Annotated in this window: 18 protein-coding genes and 1 pseudogene; 14 read left to right on the top strand and 5 right to left on the bottom strand. The window is 63.1% G+C overall.

Going from position 1 to position 17,537, the window contains the following annotated elements; translation table 11 throughout:
- From narH to rfbA, 14 genes are all read left to right on the top strand, one after another.
- Entirely contained in the window at nt 1-1,596 is a 1,596-nt protein-coding gene (gene narH, locus MSIMFI_RS03660) for a nitrate reductase subunit beta (RefSeq protein ID WP_224770057.1), read from the top strand.
- The gene (gene narJ / locus MSIMFI_RS03655) at nt 1,593-2,267 is read left to right on the top strand and encodes a nitrate reductase molybdenum cofactor assembly chaperone (protein WP_191496173.1); all 675 of its coding nucleotides are present in this window, start codon (nt 1,593-1,595) and stop codon (nt 2,265-2,267) included. The genes narH and narJ overlap by 4 nt, the downstream gene beginning before the upstream one ends.
- Complete coding sequence (gene narI / locus MSIMFI_RS03650) at nt 2,264-3,007, top strand: respiratory nitrate reductase subunit gamma (RefSeq protein ID WP_191496172.1); 744 nt, start codon at nt 2,264-2,266, stop codon at nt 3,005-3,007. The genes narJ and narI overlap by 4 nt, the downstream gene beginning before the upstream one ends.
- Nucleotides 3,008-3,113: 106 nt before the next feature.
- Nucleotides 3,114-4,556, top strand: coding sequence for a nitrate/nitrite transporter (locus tag MSIMFI_RS03645; protein WP_191496171.1), 1,443 nt, complete (start codon nt 3,114-3,116; stop codon nt 4,554-4,556).
- Nucleotides 4,557-4,572: 16 nt separating this feature from the next.
- Entirely contained in the window at nt 4,573-4,941 is a 369-nt protein-coding gene (gene nirD, locus MSIMFI_RS03640) for a nitrite reductase small subunit NirD (protein WP_191496170.1), read from the top strand.
- Nucleotides 4,913-6,052: a uroporphyrinogen-III synthase gene (locus MSIMFI_RS03635; protein ID WP_191496169.1), complete on the top strand. Its 1,140-nt coding sequence runs from the start codon at nt 4,913-4,915 to the stop codon at nt 6,050-6,052. Before nirD ends, MSIMFI_RS03635 begins: the two co-directional genes overlap by 29 nt.
- A 269-nt stretch (nt 6,053-6,321) precedes the next feature.
- The gene (locus MSIMFI_RS03630; RefSeq protein WP_191496168.1) at nt 6,322-6,606 is read left to right on the top strand and encodes a hypothetical protein; all 285 of its coding nucleotides are present in this window, start codon (nt 6,322-6,324) and stop codon (nt 6,604-6,606) included.
- 3 nt (nt 6,607-6,609) lie between these two features.
- Entirely contained in the window at nt 6,610-6,942 is a 333-nt protein-coding gene (locus MSIMFI_RS03625; protein ID WP_191496167.1) for a hypothetical protein, read from the top strand.
- A 22-nt stretch (nt 6,943-6,964) separates the two neighbouring features.
- Nucleotides 6,965-7,834: a hypothetical protein gene (locus tag MSIMFI_RS03620; protein WP_191496166.1), complete on the top strand. Its 870-nt coding sequence runs from the start codon at nt 6,965-6,967 to the stop codon at nt 7,832-7,834.
- Nucleotides 7,819-8,088, top strand: a complete 270-nt coding sequence (locus tag MSIMFI_RS03615; protein ID WP_191496165.1) for a hypothetical protein — start codon at nt 7,819-7,821, stop codon at nt 8,086-8,088. Before MSIMFI_RS03620 ends, MSIMFI_RS03615 begins: the two co-directional genes overlap by 16 nt.
- Before the next feature lie 410 nt (nt 8,089-8,498).
- Entirely contained in the window at nt 8,499-8,768 is a 270-nt protein-coding gene (locus MSIMFI_RS03610) for a hypothetical protein (RefSeq protein WP_224770055.1), read from the top strand.
- Between the two features lie 262 nt (nt 8,769-9,030).
- Complete coding sequence (locus MSIMFI_RS03605; protein ID WP_191496164.1) at nt 9,031-9,786, top strand: maleylpyruvate isomerase family mycothiol-dependent enzyme; 756 nt, start codon at nt 9,031-9,033, stop codon at nt 9,784-9,786.
- Nucleotides 9,787-9,797: 11 nt separating this feature from the next.
- Nucleotides 9,798-10,169: a nuclear transport factor 2 family protein gene (locus tag MSIMFI_RS03600; protein ID WP_186241348.1), complete on the top strand. Its 372-nt coding sequence runs from the start codon at nt 9,798-9,800 to the stop codon at nt 10,167-10,169.
- A 27-nt stretch (nt 10,170-10,196) separates the two neighbouring features.
- A complete protein-coding gene (gene rfbA / locus MSIMFI_RS03595) occupies nt 10,197-11,063 on the top strand; it encodes a glucose-1-phosphate thymidylyltransferase RfbA (RefSeq protein WP_186241349.1) in 867 nt (288 codons plus the stop codon).
- An 8-nt stretch (nt 11,064-11,071) separates the two neighbouring features.
- Here the strand turns inward: rfbA and MSIMFI_RS28865 are convergent, their stop codons facing one another.
- From MSIMFI_RS28865 to MSIMFI_RS03575, 5 genes and pseudogenes are all read right to left on the bottom strand, one after another.
- Nucleotides 11,072-11,197 (bottom strand): hypothetical protein, encoded by a 126-nt coding sequence (locus MSIMFI_RS28865; RefSeq protein WP_263597327.1) that lies wholly within the window; start codon nt 11,195-11,197, stop codon nt 11,072-11,074.
- A gap of 112 nt (nt 11,198-11,309) precedes the next feature.
- Nucleotides 11,310-11,666, bottom strand: a pseudogene (locus MSIMFI_RS29190) (PE family protein); the annotation flags it as partial.
- A 303-nt stretch (nt 11,667-11,969) separates the two neighbouring features.
- Nucleotides 11,970-12,251 (bottom strand): PE domain-containing protein, encoded by a 282-nt coding sequence (locus MSIMFI_RS29185; protein ID WP_191496162.1) that lies wholly within the window; start codon nt 12,249-12,251, stop codon nt 11,970-11,972.
- A gap of 189 nt (nt 12,252-12,440) precedes the next feature.
- Nucleotides 12,441-13,730: a pyridoxal phosphate-dependent aminotransferase gene (locus MSIMFI_RS03580; RefSeq protein ID WP_191496161.1), complete on the bottom strand. Its 1,290-nt coding sequence runs from the start codon at nt 13,728-13,730 to the stop codon at nt 12,441-12,443.
- A 30-nt stretch (nt 13,731-13,760) separates the two neighbouring features.
- On the bottom strand, nt 13,761-16,595 hold the full coding sequence (locus MSIMFI_RS03575; RefSeq protein WP_191496160.1) for a (Fe-S)-binding protein: 2,835 nt from the start codon (nt 16,593-16,595) through the stop codon (nt 13,761-13,763).
- Nucleotides 16,596-17,537: the final 942 nt, after the last annotated feature.

The raw sequence follows: 17,537 nt of genomic DNA, 5'->3' as shown, positions 1-17,537 counted from the left end.
ATGAAAGTCATGGCTCAGCTCGCGATGGTGATGAACCTCGACAAATGCATTGGCTGCCACACCTGCAGCGTCACCTGCAAGCAGGCCTGGACCAACCGTGGCGGCATGGAATACGCCTGGTTCAACAACGTGGAAACCCGTCCTGGACAAGGATATCCGCGGGGGTACCAAGACCAGGAAAAGTGGAAGGGCGGGTGGACGCTCAACAAGCGCGGGAAGCTGACGCTCAAGTCGGGATCCAAGCTGCGCAGGCTGCTCAATATCTTCGCCAACCCGGATCTACCCACGGTGTCGGACTATTACGACCCGTGGACCTATGACTACGAGAACCTGCTGTCTGCGCCGGCGATGGACACCACCCCGGTGGCGCGCCCCAAGTCGCTGATCACCGGCCAGGACACCAAGGTGACCTGGGGTGCGAACTGGGATGACGACCTCGGCGGCGGCCCCGAGCAAATTGGCCGGGATCCGCTGCTGGCCAAGGTATCAGACGAGGTAAAGCTCGAATTCGAGCAGACCTTCATGTTCTACCTGCCCCGGATTTGCGAACACTGCCTCAACCCCGCGTGCGCTGCATCGTGCCCGTCGGGCGCGATCTACAAGCGCAGCGAGGACGGCATCGTGCTAGTCGACCAGGACCGGTGCCGCGGTTGGCGGCAGTGCGTCACCGGCTGTCCCTACAAGAAGATCTACTTCAACCACAAGACCGGCAAGGCTGAGAAGTGCACGTTCTGTTACCCGCGCGTCGAAGTGGGCATTCCGACAGTGTGCTCGGAGACGTGCGTCGGCCGGCTGCGCTACATCGGAGTACTGCTCTACGACGCCGATGCGGTTGCGGCCGCGGCGTCGGTGCAGGACGAGAAGAACCTGTATCCGGCCCAGCTCGGCGTCTTCCTCAACCCGCACGACCCGCGGGTGGTCGCGGAGGCGGAGCGCGCCGGCATCTCGGGGGAATGGATTGAGGCAGCGCAGAATTCGCCGGTGTACCGGCTCATTGTCGACTACCAACTGGCGCTTCCGCTGCACCCGGAGTACCGCACCATGCCAATGGTCTGGTACATACCGCCACTGTCGCCGGTCGTCGACATCCTCGCCAAGACCGGTCACGACGGCGAGAACAAGAACAACTTGTTCGGCGCCATCGACGCGCTGCGCGTCCCGATCGAGTACCTGGCCGAGCTGTTCACCGCGGGCGATGTCGGCCCGGTTCGCCTTGCGTTGCAACGGCTTGCGGCGATGCGCTCGTACATGCGGGCCGCGAACCTGGGCGAGGAATTCGACGACACGATCCCGGCATCGGTACGGCTGACAGGCGAAGAAATTGAATCGATGTACCGGCTGCTGGCGATCGCCAAATACGCCGACCGTTACGTGATCCCCAGCGGCGCAGGTTCAGACGCGCACCGCCTCGACGCGCTGGCCACCGGGTGCAGCCTCGACGGTGACGGTGGTCCGGGAATGACGGCGTTCGACGCCATGGCCGACAAGTTCCACCTCACGAACGGCAACGGCAATGGCAATGGCACCAGGCCGCGTACGGTCAACCTGCTCAATTGGGATGGCAAGAGTACCGATGGGCTGGTGCCAACAAAATGAAGATGCTCATGCTGCAGCGGCGGCCCGAACGAAGCGTCGCGCTCTCCGAGCGTGACGCACGGCTGGTGTGGCGCGTCGCCGCGCTGCTACTGGATTACCCCAGCCCGCAGACGCTGGCAATGCTGGATCAATTGACTGCTGCTGCAAGCGAATTGCCCGATGCGGTGGGTACGCCAATACTCGACTTCCTCCTGCATGAGTTTGCCCCGGGCGATCCTATGCGGTTGGCCGAGCAGTATGTCGAGACGTTCGATATGCGTCGGCGCGCCAGCTTGCACCTGACCTACTATGCCTATGGCGATACCCGCAAGCGTGGCATGGCGTTGCTCCGCTTCAAGCACGCCTACCGGCAAGCTGGGATGCAGGTGGGTGACGAAGAATTGCCCGATTACCTGCCGCTGGTGCTCGAGTTCGCTGCGACGGTTGACACCCTGCAGGGCGAACGGTTGCTCGCGGAACATGTCCCGGTTCTGGAATTGCTCCGATTGTCGTTGCGGGATAGCGGTTCTAGCTACGCTGGCATTCTGGCCGCCGTCCTGGCGACGCTGCCGCCGATTAGCACGGCCGACCGACGTCGGATCGCCGAGTTGGCGGCACAGGGTCCCCCGGACGAGGACGTCGGACTGGAACCATTTGCAATGGATCCGCTCATGGTAGAAGGCCGCCGATGAACGGGTTGCTCTGGATGATCGCGCCGTATGTCGCGTTCACATCGTTTGTGCTGGGCCATATCTGGCGCTACCGCACCGATCAGTTCGGCTGGACCACGCGCTCTTCGCAAATCTATGAGCGCCGGCTGCTGCGACTAGGCAGTCCGCTGTTCCACTTTGGCCTGCTCGGCGTGTTCGGCGGGCACGTCGTTGGTCTGATGATCCCGGAATCCTGGACATCAGCGGCCGGCATCCCCGAGTGGGTGTACCACCTGATGGCGGTCACAATGGGCTCCCTTGCGGGATTCGCAGTCGTTGCGGGACTGGGAATCCTGCTTTACCGGCGCATTACGGTTCCGGCGGTGCGTAAGGCGACGACCCGAAGCGACAAGTTGATGTACCTGCTGCTGGCGGGTGCGCTGGTGACCGGGATGCTCAACACGCTGACCAACGTGTTCGCCAGCTACAACTATCGCGAGACGGTATCGCCGTGGTTCCGCAGCCTGTTTTCACTGCACCCGTCGGTAGACCTGATGGCCGATGCGCCGTGGACCTTTCAGGTGCACGCGCTGATCGTCCTTGTACTGCTCGGTATTTGGCCATACACACGGTTGGTGCATATGTTCAGCGCGCCGATCGGATACCTGGTACGCCCGGACCTCGTCTACCGCAGCCGCGACCCGCAGAAAGCGTCCAGCAACCGGTATGCAAAGGCATGGGTAGCGCCCGAAGCGCCACCGGCGCGTAGCCGCTGGGTGTAACGCCGTGGTTACCTCACCGTCGGCATCGACCGGTATGTGAGCAACTTGTAGCAAGCAGGTCATCGCGGGCAGCGTTGCCGCAACAACACTTTCGTACGGTGGTCGCATGCCGTTACAGACGCGCCAACACACCATCGATGACTGGGACGCCGAAGACATCGACGCCTGGAACAACGGCGGCGCAAAGATCGCGCGCCGCAACCTGATTTGGTCCATCTTCGCTGAGCACGTCGGGTTCTCGGTCTGGTCAATCTGGTCGGTGATGGTTCTGTTCATGCCGCAGAACGTCTACCACATCGATGTCGCGGGAAAATTCTTCCTCGTCGCGATGCCGACCCTGGTCGGATCGGTGCTGCGGCTGCCCTACACGTTTGCGACCGCGAGATTCGGCGGGCGCAACTGGACAGTGTTCGCCGCGCTGGTGTTGTTGGTTCCAGCGGTGTTAACGCTCTATTTCATGGCCCATCCCGGCACGTCCTACACAACGTTCATGATCGTGGCTGCGATCGCCGGGTTCGGCGGGGGCAACTTTGCGTCGTCGATGACCAACATCAATGCGTTCTATCCGCAGCGGCTCAAGGGTTGGGCGCTGGGTCTCAACGCCGGTGGCGGAAACATCGGCGTCGCAACGATCCAGATCGTCGGGCTACTGGTTATCGCTACGGCGGGTAACCGCTCCCCGCATTGGATCTGCGCGGTGTATCTGGTACTCCTGTCGATCGCCGCGGTTGGCGCAGCGCTGTTCATGGACAATCTGACCAACCAGCGCACCAATGGCCGGTCAATGATCGACGTGATGGGCTACCGCGACTCGTGGCTGATCGCGTTGCTGTACATCGGCACGTTCGGATCGTTCATCGGCTTTTCGTTCGCGTTCGGCCAGGTGCTTCAGATTAGCTTCGTGGCCAACCTCAGTCACGGCGCGCAGGTGACCCCGGCGATGACGGCACAGGCGGCACTGCACGCCGCGCAGATCGCGTTCATCGGACCGCTGCTGGGCTCGATCACGCGGCCGGTCGGCGGCTGGCTATCCGACCGCATCGGCGGCAGCAGGGTCACGCTGTACACGTTCGCAGCGATGATCGCCGCGGCTGGCTGGCTCGTGGTCTGTGGTGGTGTCGGCGACGACCGGCATGGCGGCCCATCGGGCGGCATTCTGGCTGCCTACGTCGCCGGCTTCGTCGTGCTGTTCATCTTGACGGGCATCGGAAATGGGTCCGTTTACAAGATGATCCCGTCGATATTCGACGCGAAGGCGCAGAGCATGGAAGGTCTTAGCCAGGCCGAGAAGGCCGACTGGTCGCGTCGGATGTCCGGTGCGCTGATTGGCATCGCCGGTGCTATCGGCGCGCTCGGTGGCGTCGGCATCAACGTGGTGCTGCGGGCGTCGTACCTGTCGCCAGCGAAGTCGGCCACGATGGCGTTCTGGGTCTTCCTCGGCTTCTACGTGTTGTGCGCGGTGATCACCTGGTTCGCGTACGTGCGCACGCCGAGTAGGGCGCCGGCCCGGACCACCGCAGCGGTCGCGCAAGCCGTCGCACCCGCTTAGACGTGAGGAGCAAGCCATGACCGTACTCGTTGAACGGCCCAGTATCGCAACGGATGCTCGCGTCTGGACAAGGGCATGCCGGCTGGACTCATTGCTCCCGGGACGTGGGGTGTGCGTATTGCTTCCGGGCGACGAACAGGTGGCGCTCTTCTTGCTCACCGACCAGACATTGGCCGCGGTCGGCAACATCGATCCGTTCTGCGGGGCGGCGGTGATGTCGCGCGGAATCACCGGCGACCGCCACGGCGAACCCACCGTCGCCTCGCCGCTGCTGAAACAGGTCTTCTCTGTGCGTGATGGACGGTGCCTGGATGACCAGTCGCGCTCGCTAACGGTCTACGACGTGCGGGTGACCGATGGAATCGTTGAAATCGCCTGCAAGTGAACCCCTAGCAGGATTCACCATTGGTGTGACGGCGGCACGCCGATCCGAAGAACTGATCACCCTGCTGGAGCGCCGCGGCGCTACCGTGATCCACGCCCCGGCCATCCGCATCATGCCGCTCATCGATGACATCGAATTGCGGCGCGTCACAACACTACTCGTCGAGAACGCGCCCGATGTGGTGATCGTGACCACCGGCATCGGTTTTCGCGGCTGGATCGAGGCTGCGCACGGCTGGAATGTGGCCGACGAACTGGTCGCCTCACTCGCGTCGGCGCGCATCCTCGCTCGGGGACCCAAGGCATGTGGCGCCATTCGCCAGGCCGGGCTGTGCGAGGAGTGGAGTCCGGAATCGGAGGCGTCGCAGGAGGTACTGGATCGGCTGCTCGCCGACGGGGCAGCCGGCCTGCGGATCGCGGTGCAGCTGCATGGTGCGGCCTCGGAATGGGAGCCCAACGGCGACATTTGCGATCCGCTGAGTTTGGCGGGCGCACAAGTCATCAAGGTGCCGGTATATCGGTGGGAGGCGCCCGCGGACAGCAAACCGATGGATCAGCTGATCGCGATGACCGTTCAAGGCCGAGTCGACGCAGTGAGCTTCACCAGCGCCCCGGCGGTTGCGTCAATGTTGCAGCGCGCCAAGACGCTTGGATGTGTGACCGAGCTGATTGCCGCGCTGACTAATCATGTTGCGGCGATTTGCGTGGGTCCGGTCACGTCCGCGCCGCTGCGTCGACTGGGAATCCCGGCAGTGCACCCCGACCGCTACCGGCTGGGCGCGCTCGCCCGGCTGATCACCGACGAGGTCCCGCGCCGCGCCCGCCAGTGCACGGCGGGAGGGCATGACATCAGCGTGCGCAGCGCAACGGTGGCGGTCGACGGCGCCATCCGCGCCATGCCACCGGCTGCGATGGCTCTGTTGCGGCGGTTGATGGACAACCCTGGCCGGGTGGTGTCGCGCGACGAACTCCTCGCACTGTTGCCCGGGGGTGGGGGTGACACGCACGCGGTCGATACCGCGATGACCAGACTGCGATCGGCACTCAGGGCGCCGCACGCCGTGCAGACCGTCGTCAAGCGCGGCTACCGGTTGGCCATCGACCCGGCGTAGCGGTGCAGTCGTGCCGCGCATGGCATGAGGCGTTCGCTTCGGCTCTGAGCAAACCGGATCCGCGCGCCGCGATGCCGTACACACCCGTTGCTGAAAGCAGAGCTTAATTGTGGTTCCGCCCGCCCGGCGGCTGCGGTGTTGTTGCCAACCCAGTTGCCAAATCAGATGCACGGCGCGTCCCTGGGATCGTTCGCCTCGGTTGCCTCAGCAGCGTGTGGTTGCCGAGCCGGTAGGGTCTTTGCTCAGTACGCTGCTGGTGAGGAGGCCGCATGAACAGCAAGAACCTGGATGTAGTTCCGGCTGCGTTGCGGGCTGCGTCGGGGGTTGTCGCGGGACATGCACAGCTAGCGTCGTCAGCGGGGAGTGGTGAGACGTCGACGGAGACGGCGGGTGTGGCCGCGGCCGGCTTTGGCAGTGCGTTCGGTGGATACTGTGATCAGTTTTCGTACCGCCTGTCGGTGGCGTCGGCTGCGCTGGTCGGAGCGGCCGGCGCGTTCACCGCGATGGAGGACGCTAACAGGGCGGCGCTGGCATCCATTGCGTCGAAGGCATAGCCCATGGCGGCTGTGGCCGGCGTCGGGGGGCTGACGCGCTCGCGTATCGAGGCGTTCGATCAGACCGCGGCCACGCTGAGTAGTTTGGCTGCTCAATGGCGTGGCCAGGCAGAGCGGCTGCAACAGGCCGCCGATGTCTACGTCGATCAGGTCAACAGCCCCAACGGCGCCGAATGGACGGGGCAGACCGCGGTGTCGTACTTCAACGCCGCGTACGCTGACCGGCTGGCGGTCGTACAGGCCGTCACGCACGCACACACCATCGCCGAGGTCGCCGAACGCGGCGGCGACACTCTGCTAGGGAGCCCGAGAGGCAGCGTTGGCGGCCATCGCTGAGGCTGAGGCCGACGATTTCAGTGTGGGAGAGGATCTGTCGGTCACCGACAACTACGTCCGGGGATCGGCGGACGAACGAGCGGCTCGCCAGGCCGCTGCGATGGGCCACCGCAATTACATTGCCCACCACGCGGCGCTATTGCACGCCGAAAACCAGCGCATCGCCGCACAGCTGAACACCGGCGCTGTGCAGATGGCGGGCATGGCTCCAGCGCATTGGCGCCAACCCGTCTCCGAGTTCGGCCAGCCTGTCCCGCGCAGCAGCGGTGTTGCCACGTCTGGTAGCGCCATCATGGAAAACCGCAAGGGTGCGATCCACGCTGTCGACAACCACACGTGGAGAAGGGAACCAGCGCCGCCCGAACCACCGCTGGAGCCAGCAAATATGTCAGCAGCGCAGGCGCTGAAAGCCTACGAGGACCTTAAGCGCGATATGGCTCGGTATAGCGACCGATGCCTACGCCGCCCTTTCGTGTTGCCGCAAGAGCGGGCAGCCTTTGACGCTTGCGTTGCTGATTCCGGGGTGCTCAATGCGAGAAAGGCTGCGCTCGAAGCCAGACTGCGGTCGTTGGGCGTGCAGGTAGAGCCTGCGCTGTCACCTGCGCATGGACCACCTGAGACAACGGACACACCGCCATTTCCGCCGCCTACGCGAATCTCCGGATTTACCAGTCATGGAGCGGAGCAAGTTAACGGCCGCGACGGTCACGGCGTCAACGACAGAGCATTGCAGGATGCTGTTGCGAATCCGATCGGACCGCCGAAATTTGAGCCGGACCAGTACGGTGGGACTTACAAATACGTTGGCAAAGACGCAACAGTCGCCTTGAATAAGGACGGACAGGTGGTAACCGCCTGGGCGAACAGTCGTAATGGATGGAGAAATCCGTGAGTGATGTTTTTGATGCCATTTCACCAGAGTTTCGTACCGTTATTGTGGAAGAACTGACGCGTCGTAACCCCGCCCTCCTCGCCGAACTTCGCGACACGCAGACGCCGACCAGCGAGCAGAGCGACGCCGTTGTGGATGTGCTCTACCATGCACTGAGTGCCAATTTTGGGCCGGGCCATATTCCGAATGAGTATGGAAAAATAATCGATAACGCAATCGGTGCTTACCTTCTGGCCTGGCCGATATATCGGTAACCTAATGAAGAGTTAAGAGATGCCCGGCGACTGCCGTCACTGCGGCGGTGTATCGGCCCGGGCATCCTTCCTGCGAGGATGGAGATGGCGAACCTACTAACAATGAATTCTATAGTAAATACTGCAAATAATTCATGCTGTTGCCTCGTCGTCTTCATCATCTAGCCGATCATCACTATCAATTATTTGGTACCGTTCAAAGTAGGCATTAACTCGACGACCGAACAGCCATGTGGCAATAGCTGCTGGCCAGATGCTGACGAACGCGCCGAGGCCAAGGAATACCAGAACTATTGCACTATAGGCGCTGATACCAGAGCACGGAGCGGGGACATTTTGGCAAACACGCACCCGTGGTCTTTGAATAAGGACGGCCAAATGGTAACTGCCTGGGCGAACAGTCGGAATGGATGGGGAAAACCATGAGTAATGTTCTCGACGCTATTCCATCCGAACCTCGCGCTATTATCGTGAAAGAATTGACGCATCACAATCCAGCTCTTTTGGTGGAGCTTCGCGGCTCACAGAAGCCGACCAATGACCGGAGCGACGCCGTTGTGGATGTACTTTCCGACGCGTTGGTAAAGACGTTCGGGCCGGACTGGGCTCCCAGTGAGTATGGATTGTCGATTGAACGCGCGATTAACGCATACTTGGAGGCCTGGCCGATATATCGGTAGCGTTGACAACGCCAGTAACTGCGGCTGCTGCACTGTCATACCGCAAATCTGTCGCCCGGGAAGGCGTATTCGTTATGTGCGAAGACGTGGTGTTGTTCGGTCACGGACACAGCCGGGCTGTATGTCTTCGCTCGCACGCTCGATCGCAAATCGACGGGGATCATCACAGCAGGGCTATGGTGGAATGTTCACGATTTCATAAGGCACGTACGGCCGACACTGCAATGAGAAAACCACTGCCGAGGCGAGTAGCGTGACCCGGGTGGACTACGCGTCGGCCTTCCTCGAGCAGAACCGCGCCTTTTCGGATCTGATTGGCAACGCCGACGAGTCCCAGCCGGTGCCCACCTGCCCGGGCTGGAGCCTCAGCCAACTGATCCGCCACGTCGGTCGTGGCGACCGCTGGGCGGCGCAGATCGTTCGCGACAAACTCGACCACTTCCAGGATCCTCGCAGCGTCGAGGATGGCAAACCCCCACCGGGGCGCGACGGCATGATCTCGTGGTTGCTGGGAGGCGCCCAGCTCCTGGTCGACGCCGTCGAGCAGGCAGGCGGGGAAACGCCGGTGTGGACGTTTCTGGGGAATCGCCCAGCGAATTGGTGGATTCGTCGCCGGTTGCACGAGACGGCGGTACACCGGGCTGATGTCGCGATCGCGCTTGGCCGCGAATTCTCTCTCGCTGCCGACGTAGCGGCCGACGGAATCACCGAATGGCTTGAGCGCATTGCGATTCAAGCGGGAAGCGGCGGCGTGGCGCTGCCGCTCGATGGCAACGAAACCATCCATGTACACGCCACGGATCCCGGGTTGGGTGACACTGGCGAATGGACGGCCGTTGCGCACCAGGGCCGGATCGCTTGGTCGCACGAGCACGGCAAGGGCACTGTGGCGCTGCGTGGCGGTGCCACCGAGTTGCTGTTGGCGCTGGTGCGCAGAGTCTCGATCGCCGACACCGGCATTGAGCTGTTCGGCGACGACTCGGTATGGCAAAAATGGCTGGATCGCACGCCTCTTTAAACTTGCACACCATGACCACATCGGAGATCGCCACCGTTCTGGCTTGGCATGACGCTCTCAACGACTCCGACCTCGACACCTTGGTCGCTCTGTCCAGTGACGACATCGATATCGGCGACGCGCACGGAGCCGCCCAGGGCCACCAGGCGCTACGTCGGTGGGCTGCGACCCTCACCGCGACGGGTGAGCTTGGCCGGATGTACGTGCACGACGGGGTAGTGGTCGTCGAACAGGAAATCAGCAACCCGGACCGACCCGGCGACGTCACCGGCGCGACGGCGTTCCGGGTGGTCCGTGATCGCGTCACCTCGGTATTTCGTCATCAAGACTTGGCTTCGGCGTTGGCGGCCACCGATCTCACCGAGGACGACTGTGTCGATTGAGGTCGACTGAGGCGTTAGGAGCCATTTATGCGCGGGATCATCTTGGCCGGGGGCTCGGGCACGCGCCTGCATCCGATCACCATTGGCATCAGCAAGCAGTTGCTGCCGGTGTACGACAAACCGATGGTTTACTACCCGTTGTCCACCCTGATGATGGCGGGCATCCGCGACATTTTGGTAATTACCACGCCCCACGACGCGGCCGGCTTCCAGCGACTTCTGCGCGACGGCGCACAATTCGGCATCGACATCAGTTACGTGACGCAGGATAGACCCGACGGTCTGGCGCAAGCATTCGTTCTCGGCGCCAACCACATTGGCAACGACTCGGTGGCTTTGGTGTTGGGAGACAACATCTTCTACGGCCCCGGATTGGGTACCAGCCTGAGCCGCTTCCAAACCATCAGCGGCGGAGCTATTTTCGCCTATTGGGTGGCGAACCCATCAGCCTACGGCGTCGTTGAATTCGGTTCTGATGGCATGGCGCTGTCGCTGGAGGAGAAGCCCGAGACGCCGAAGTCCAACTACGCGGTACCAGGCTTGTACTTCTACGACAACGACGTGATCGAGATCGCCAAGGGCCTAAGGAAATCGGCGCGCGGCGAGTACGAGATTACCGAGGTCAACCAGATCTATCTCAACCGGGGCCGGTTGGCGGTCGAGGTGATGGCCCGTGGGACGGCTTGGCTGGACACCGGCACCTTCGACTCGCTACTGGACGCCAGCGACTTCGTCCGCACGCTCGAACTGAGGCAGGGCCTGAAAGTGAGCGTTCCCGAAGAAGTCGCCTGGCGGCGTGGCTGGATCGACGACGAGCAGTTGGCGCAGCGCGCTCGCACCCTGGTCAAGTCCGGATACGGTGGCTACTTGCTGGAGTTGTTGGAACGCAGCTGATTTCGCTGCTACCGCGACCCTGTCATCCCGTCCAAACCGAGCAGCAGACCACCGATGCCGCCGCCACCGCCGATTCCGTTGATCAGTACGCCTCTGCCGCCGTTGCCGCCATTACCGCCGTTGCCGATCAGCACGGCGTCGCCACCCCTACCGCCGGGCCCACCGACACCGTTTAGGAAGGCAAAGCCTTCCTAAACGGTGTCGGTGGGCCCGGCGGCAAGGGCGGCCAAGGCGGCGACGCGGTGCGCCGACCAGCGGGCGCCCGGTCAGCGTCAGGAAGGGCGCATTGATCACGTTAAGCAACTCCTGCAGAGGCGTGGCAGCGGCGGCCTCGGCGCTGGCATACGAGCCCGCACCCGCGGCCAATGCCTGCTCAAATGCTGCGTGAAACGCTGCCGCCTGCGTGCTGAGCGCCTGATACCCCTGGCCCTGCGCGGAAAATACCGCCGCGATGGCCGCCGACACTTCATCGGCGCCCGCCGCCAGCAGCGACGTCGTCTGGGCTACCGCGGCCGCGTTGGCCGCGCTGAGTGTCGACTCGATTCTGGCCAGATCCGATGCCGCCGCTGAGAGGGCTTCCGGGGCCACAACTAAATGCGACATCCGACACCTCCAACAATCACCAGAAAAAGCATCGTCAGCTGGGGTTTGCGAGCTTCATATTATCTGGCGACATTCATGTATTTCGTATTTTTCGCTGGCGACGGTAGCGACGGCCGATCAATCCATCTCGCTGGGGTCCGCGGTCCCGCCGATGCCGCCGTCTTCCCCGTTGCCCGACGGGACGCCCGCGGTCTTGCCGGTCCCGCCCAGCGCGCCGCCGGTCCCGCCAGTTCCGACTGGTCAGGATGTCGCTCGGTCGCTCGATCGTGCGTGCAGGGTCATGGCTGATTTCGGTGGGGTGATCTACGGCAACCCTTTTATCCCGTCCTGGCCGAGCAGCAGACCGCCCGTGCCGCCGATGCCGGCCATGCCGGTGTTCGGGCCGGTCCCGCCGTTACCGCCGTTACCGCCGTTACCGATCAGCACCGCGTCGCCGCCTTGGCCGCCCTTGCCGCCGACCGTTCCTCCAGTGGCGGCGCCGCCGCATTGCCGCGATGGCCGCCGCACGTCGTCGGCGCCGGCGGCCAGCACCGCCGTCGTCGGGGCCGCCGCGGCGGCGTTTGCCGCATGAAGCGCCGACCCCATACCGGCCAATCCGAGGCTGCGGTGGAGAGCACCTCCGGCATCGCGATCACAAACGACATTTGCGACCTCCCAGTCAGATCACATCGACCACTCTGCAGGAATGCATCGTCGCATTCCACGGCACGACATCGCGGGTGTTTTGCCGAGAATGTCACCGCTATCGCCGGCCCCGCGGCGCGGATGCTGCCGTTACTGCCGGTAACTCGTCAAGAAGTTGCCGAGCCGTTCGATCGCTGCGACGAGATCACGGGACCACGGCAGCGTCACGATGCGCAGATGATCCGGTGTCGGCCAGTTGAATCCGGTTCCTTGAGTGACCAAAATCTTCTCCGACAGCAGCAGGTCGAGGACCAGTTGCTCGTCGTCGGCGATGTCGTAGACCTCGGGATCCAGCCGGGGAAACACATACAGCGCGCCCTCCGGTTTGACGCACGAAACTCCTGGAATCTCATTGAGTTTGGCCCAGGCGACATCGCGCTGCTCGAGCAGCCGACCGCCCGGAAGCACCAGATCCTCAATGCTCTGATGACCGCCGAGGGCTACCTGAATTGCATGCTGCGCCGGGACATTTGGGCACAACCGCATATTGGCCAGCAGGCTAATGCCCTCGATGAAGCTGCTCGCGTGTTCCTTGGGTCCGGTAATTGCCAGCCAGCCGGCACGGTACCCCGCGACCCGGTAGGCCTTGGACAGGCCGTTGAACGTCAGGCATAGCAGGTCGGGCGCAACCGAGGCCATGCTGATGTGCTTGGCGTCGTCGTAAAGGATTTTGTCGTAGATTTCGTCGGCAAGTAGCAGGAGTTGGTGCTTGCGCGCCAAATGCGCTATCTGGGTGAGGATTTCGCGAGTGTAGACCGCGCCCGTCGGATTATTCGGGTTGATCACGACCAGCGCCTTGGTGCGCTCGGTGATCTTCGATTCCAAGTCGGCGATGTCGGGCTGCCAACCCTCGGTCTCGTCACACAGGTAGTGCACCGGTGTGCCACCTGCCAGGGAGGTGGACGCGGTCCACAGCGGGTAGTCCGGCGAGGGGATCAACACCTGATCGCCGTTGTCCAACAACGCCTGCAGCGTCATCGTGATGAGCTCGGAGACCCCGTTGCCCAGATAGACGTCGTCGACATCGAAGCGTGGGAAGCCGTCGACGAGTTCGTAGCGGGTGACCACAGCACGCCGAGCCGGGAGGATGCCCTTCGAATCGGAGTACCCCTGCGCGTACGGCAGCGCCTGGATGATGTCGCGCATGATCACGTCGGGTGCCTCGAAGCCGAACGGCGCGGGGTTTCCGATATTGAGCTTGAGGATGCGGTGCCCTTCGGCTTCTAGCCGCGCGGCATGTTGGTGCACCGGGCCGCGGATTTCGTACAGGACGTCCTGCAGTTTGGACGACTGCGCGAAGGCTCGCTGCCGGTGCTGGGCGGAGGCGTGCACGGGCAGCTGGTGAGTAGTCACGCCAACAATGGTGCCATCGCTGTCCACTGAAATTTGCTGACTCGTGTCAAACCGTGATCAGCGCTTGCCTGGCGGACGGGCCCCGCGTGCGATGCCGAGCCCCTTAACGGGCGGTGCGGGCGGGGCCGGGGCAGCCGGTTCCCCGTCCGTTTGCGACGGCTGCTCCGGTTCCGGCTCGGGTTCGGGCTTTGCGGGTGCTGCGGGTGCCGCCTCTGTCGGAGCTTGGGTTTGCGCGGGGCTCTTCTTTGCTCCCGGACGCTTGGCGCCGGCAGCGATACCCAGACCCTTAGCGGGAGCGGCCGGCGCTTCAGCGGCTTCAGCGGCAGGCGCTTCAGCCGCAGCGGCTTGGGGCGCTGCCGCCTTCTTGGCGCCGGGTCGCTTGGCGCCGGCGGCCAGGCCTAGACCCTTTGCCGGCGCAGCGGGAGCCTTGGCCTCCGGGGCTGCTTCCGGGGCCTTCGGGGGCTGCGCGCCCGCTTTCTTGGCACCCGGGCGCTTGGCACCGCCGGCGATACCCAGACCGGTAACGGCCTTAGTAGCCTTCTCGGGTTGTGCGGCCGCCGGCTCTTCGGCCGCTTTTTCGATTTCCTCGGCGGGGGCACTCGGTGCGGCGGCCTTCGGCTTGGCTTGTTCCGCCTTGGCCGCCCGTTTTTCGGCTTCTTTTGCCGCGGTGCCCTTCGGCGGCAGCAGCGACTTGTCATGGTCCAAAGACCCGAGCAGCACCTGGGCCACATCGAGCACCTCAGGAACAGGCCGGTCGCTGCCGGCCTCCTCCTGCCGGTCATTGACACCGTCGGTAACCATCACTCGGCAGAACGGGCACGCGACGGCAACAGTCTCGGCCCCCGTGGCCAGCGCCTCGTCGACCCGTTCGTGGTTGATGCGTTTGCCGATGTGCTCTTCCATCCACATCCGGGCACCGCCGGCGCCGCAGCAGAAACTGCGCTCGGCGTGGCGAGGCATTTCGGTGAGGTTGGCTCCCGCGGCGCCAATCAGCTCACGCGGCGCCTCGTACACCTTGTTGTGCCGGCCCAGATAGCACGGATCGTGATACGTGATGTCCTGCGAGACCGAGGTAACCGGGACCAGCTTCCTGTCCCTCACCAACCGGTTGAGCAGCTGAGTGTGGTGCAACACGGTGTAGTTGGCACCCAGCTGCCGGTATTCCTTGCCGATGGTGTTGAAGCAGTGCGGGCAGGTGACGACGATCTTGCGATCGACGGTCTCCACACCCTCGAACAGGCCGTCCAGGGTCTCAACGGCCTGCTGGGCCAATTGCTGGAACAGGAACTCGTTGCCGGACCGGCGCGCGGAGTCGCCGTTGCACGTTTCTCCGGTACCCAGCACCAGGTACTTCACCCCGGCGACGGCAAGCAATTCGGCGACCGCCTTGGTGGTCTTCTTCGCCTTGTCGTCGTAGGCGCCGGCGCATCCCACCCAGAACAAGTATTCGTAACCGTCGAAGCTGTCGACATCCTCGCCATAGACCGGGACGTCGAAGTCGACCTCGTCGATCCAGTTGGTCCGGTCGGAGGCATTCTGCCCCCACGGGTTGCCCTTGTTCTCGAGGTTCTTGAACAGCACGGACAGCTCGGAGGGAAACTCAGACTCCATCATCACTTGGTAGCGGCGCATATCGACGATGTGGTCGACGTGTTCGATGTCCACTGGGCACTGCTCGACGCAGGCACCGCAGGTGACGCAGGACCACAGCACATCGGGATCGATGACGCCACCCTGTTCGGCGGTGCCGACCAGAGGCCGGGTCGCCTGCTCAGGCCCGTGTCCCGGTACCCGGCCGAAGCCGGATTCCGGCACATGGTGTCCCTCATCCTTGACGGTCTCGAGGTCGAGACCCTCGAGCGCCTCGGCGCTCTTGTCGCCCAGGATGTAGGGTGCTTTGGCCATCCAATGGTCGCGCAGGTCCATGATGACGAGCTTGGGAGACAGGGGTTTTCCGGTGTTCCAGGCGGGACATTGGGACTGGCAACGCCCACACTCGGTGCACGTGGCGAAGTCGAGCATGGCCTTCCAGGTGAAATCTTCGACCTTGCCGCGGCCGAATTCGGCGTCGTCGGGCGGGTTTTCGAAGTCGATCGGCTTGCCGTGGGATTCGACCGGCAGCAGCGGGCCGAGCCCGTCCGGCAAGCGTTTGAACACGACATTGATCGGCGCCAGGAAGATATGAAGGTGCTTGGAATGCAGCACGATCAGCAGGAAGGCCAGCATGACGCCGATGTGCAGCAGCAGCGCGACGGTCTCGACTACTTCGTTGGTGTTCTGGCCCAACGGATGCAGCAGTGAACCCATGGCGTGGGAGAAGAATGCGCCCTTGCCGTAAGGAAATTCGTCGCCTAGGGCGTTGACCGACGCCCCGCGGAAGATGGCATACGTCCAGATGACGTTGAAGATCATGAACAGGATCAGCCAAGCACCGCCGGTGTGTGAGCCGTAGAAGCGGGACTGGCGACCATATTCTTTCGGCTCGCTGCGCATTCGGATGATGGCGAACGTGACGATGCCCGTCAGCACGGCCAGAGCGAAGAAGTCTTGTAGTGCGCCAAGGGCGTCCCAGCGCCCGATGATCGGCAGGTGGAAGTTGGGCTGGAATAGCACCCCGTAGGCCTCGATGTACACCGTGAGCAGGATGAAGAAGCCCCACATGGTGAAGAAGTGCGCCAGCCCCGGCAGCGACCACTGCAGCAGCTTGCGCTGCCCGAGCACCTCGGCGATCTGGGCCCAGATGCGAGCACCCAAGTTGTCGGTGCGGCCACTTGCCTGCTGGCCTGACATGACCAGCTTGTACAGCCACCACACGCGCTTCAGTGCCAACGCGGCCACGACCGTGGTCATGCCCATGCCCAGCACCAATCTGATGAGCGTCTGCGTGGTCACGGAAGTTCACCCCAATGCTTAGTTACTCCGGCGTCAGTACGCCGTACCCTGCTTAACCTGCCCATACTGACATCCGTGCGGTTTTCACCGGGAGAAAGGCTGCCCTAAGTGCCTTGCTGGCTATACATGCAGTGTGGCTCAGCGAAACAAATCTCAGCGAACATGGGGCGGCGGTTTCGATGACCGCACCAACATGACTCCTGACTGCCACCACGTGGATAGCGCACGTGGAGGATGCTCGACCTTTGCAGTGATTGAGTCGCACGCGAGCCGTTGGCTCCGAGTTCGGTCGCTGTCTGCATGACCACGGCGTCCTGAACATTACCAAGTACAACCCGTCTGCGACGCGTCCATGAGTCCTACGGCTAGGCATGCGTTCCGCCATGGATGGCGTGGGTTCGATGCGCCGGCCAAGCCGCCATTTGGAGTGCTTCCTGGTCGGAGGAGACATCGTGCCGCAACGGCTTGCGGTTCTACGCGGGCGCCACAGGTGTTTAGTCCCACCTGTTAGTCCCACCGGTGCCTGGCTGCGAGTATGACCGTTGCGGCGTCGTAGTCGTGATTGTAGGCAATGCGACCGTCCAGGAGCGGACCTGTAGCGGCAAACTCGGCGAACACGTGCTCACACAAAGGGGTTGAGCAGATTTTGGTTGAGGCCAACCCACCGAGACACTGCGTTTACGGTGTCCGTCCGTAGTGGTGCCTTTCTCGGCAGATCCATTCGTAGGAACTGGCACCAGCCGGCATCGGCGATCACCCGTACGAGCCGATGGTTGAGCGCCGGACAGCTAAGGCTGATTCAGCGGCCAGCGAGCACACGACCCAGATAGCGGGTCACGTCCCCCGGTGGGCCATATATTCGGCTACTCTCCAACCGTCAGGTAAGTTCACCAACCGATCAGCTTTCAGCAAAGCCGCAGGTAGCCGTGCGCAATCAGGCTA

The organism is Mycobacterium simulans, from assembly GCF_900232995.1.
Lineage (GTDB): Bacteria > Actinomycetota > Actinomycetes > Mycobacteriales > Mycobacteriaceae > Mycobacterium > Mycobacterium simulans.
The sequence above is the reverse complement of the archived record's forward strand: the minus strand, read 5'-3'. Positions and strand labels throughout refer to the sequence as shown.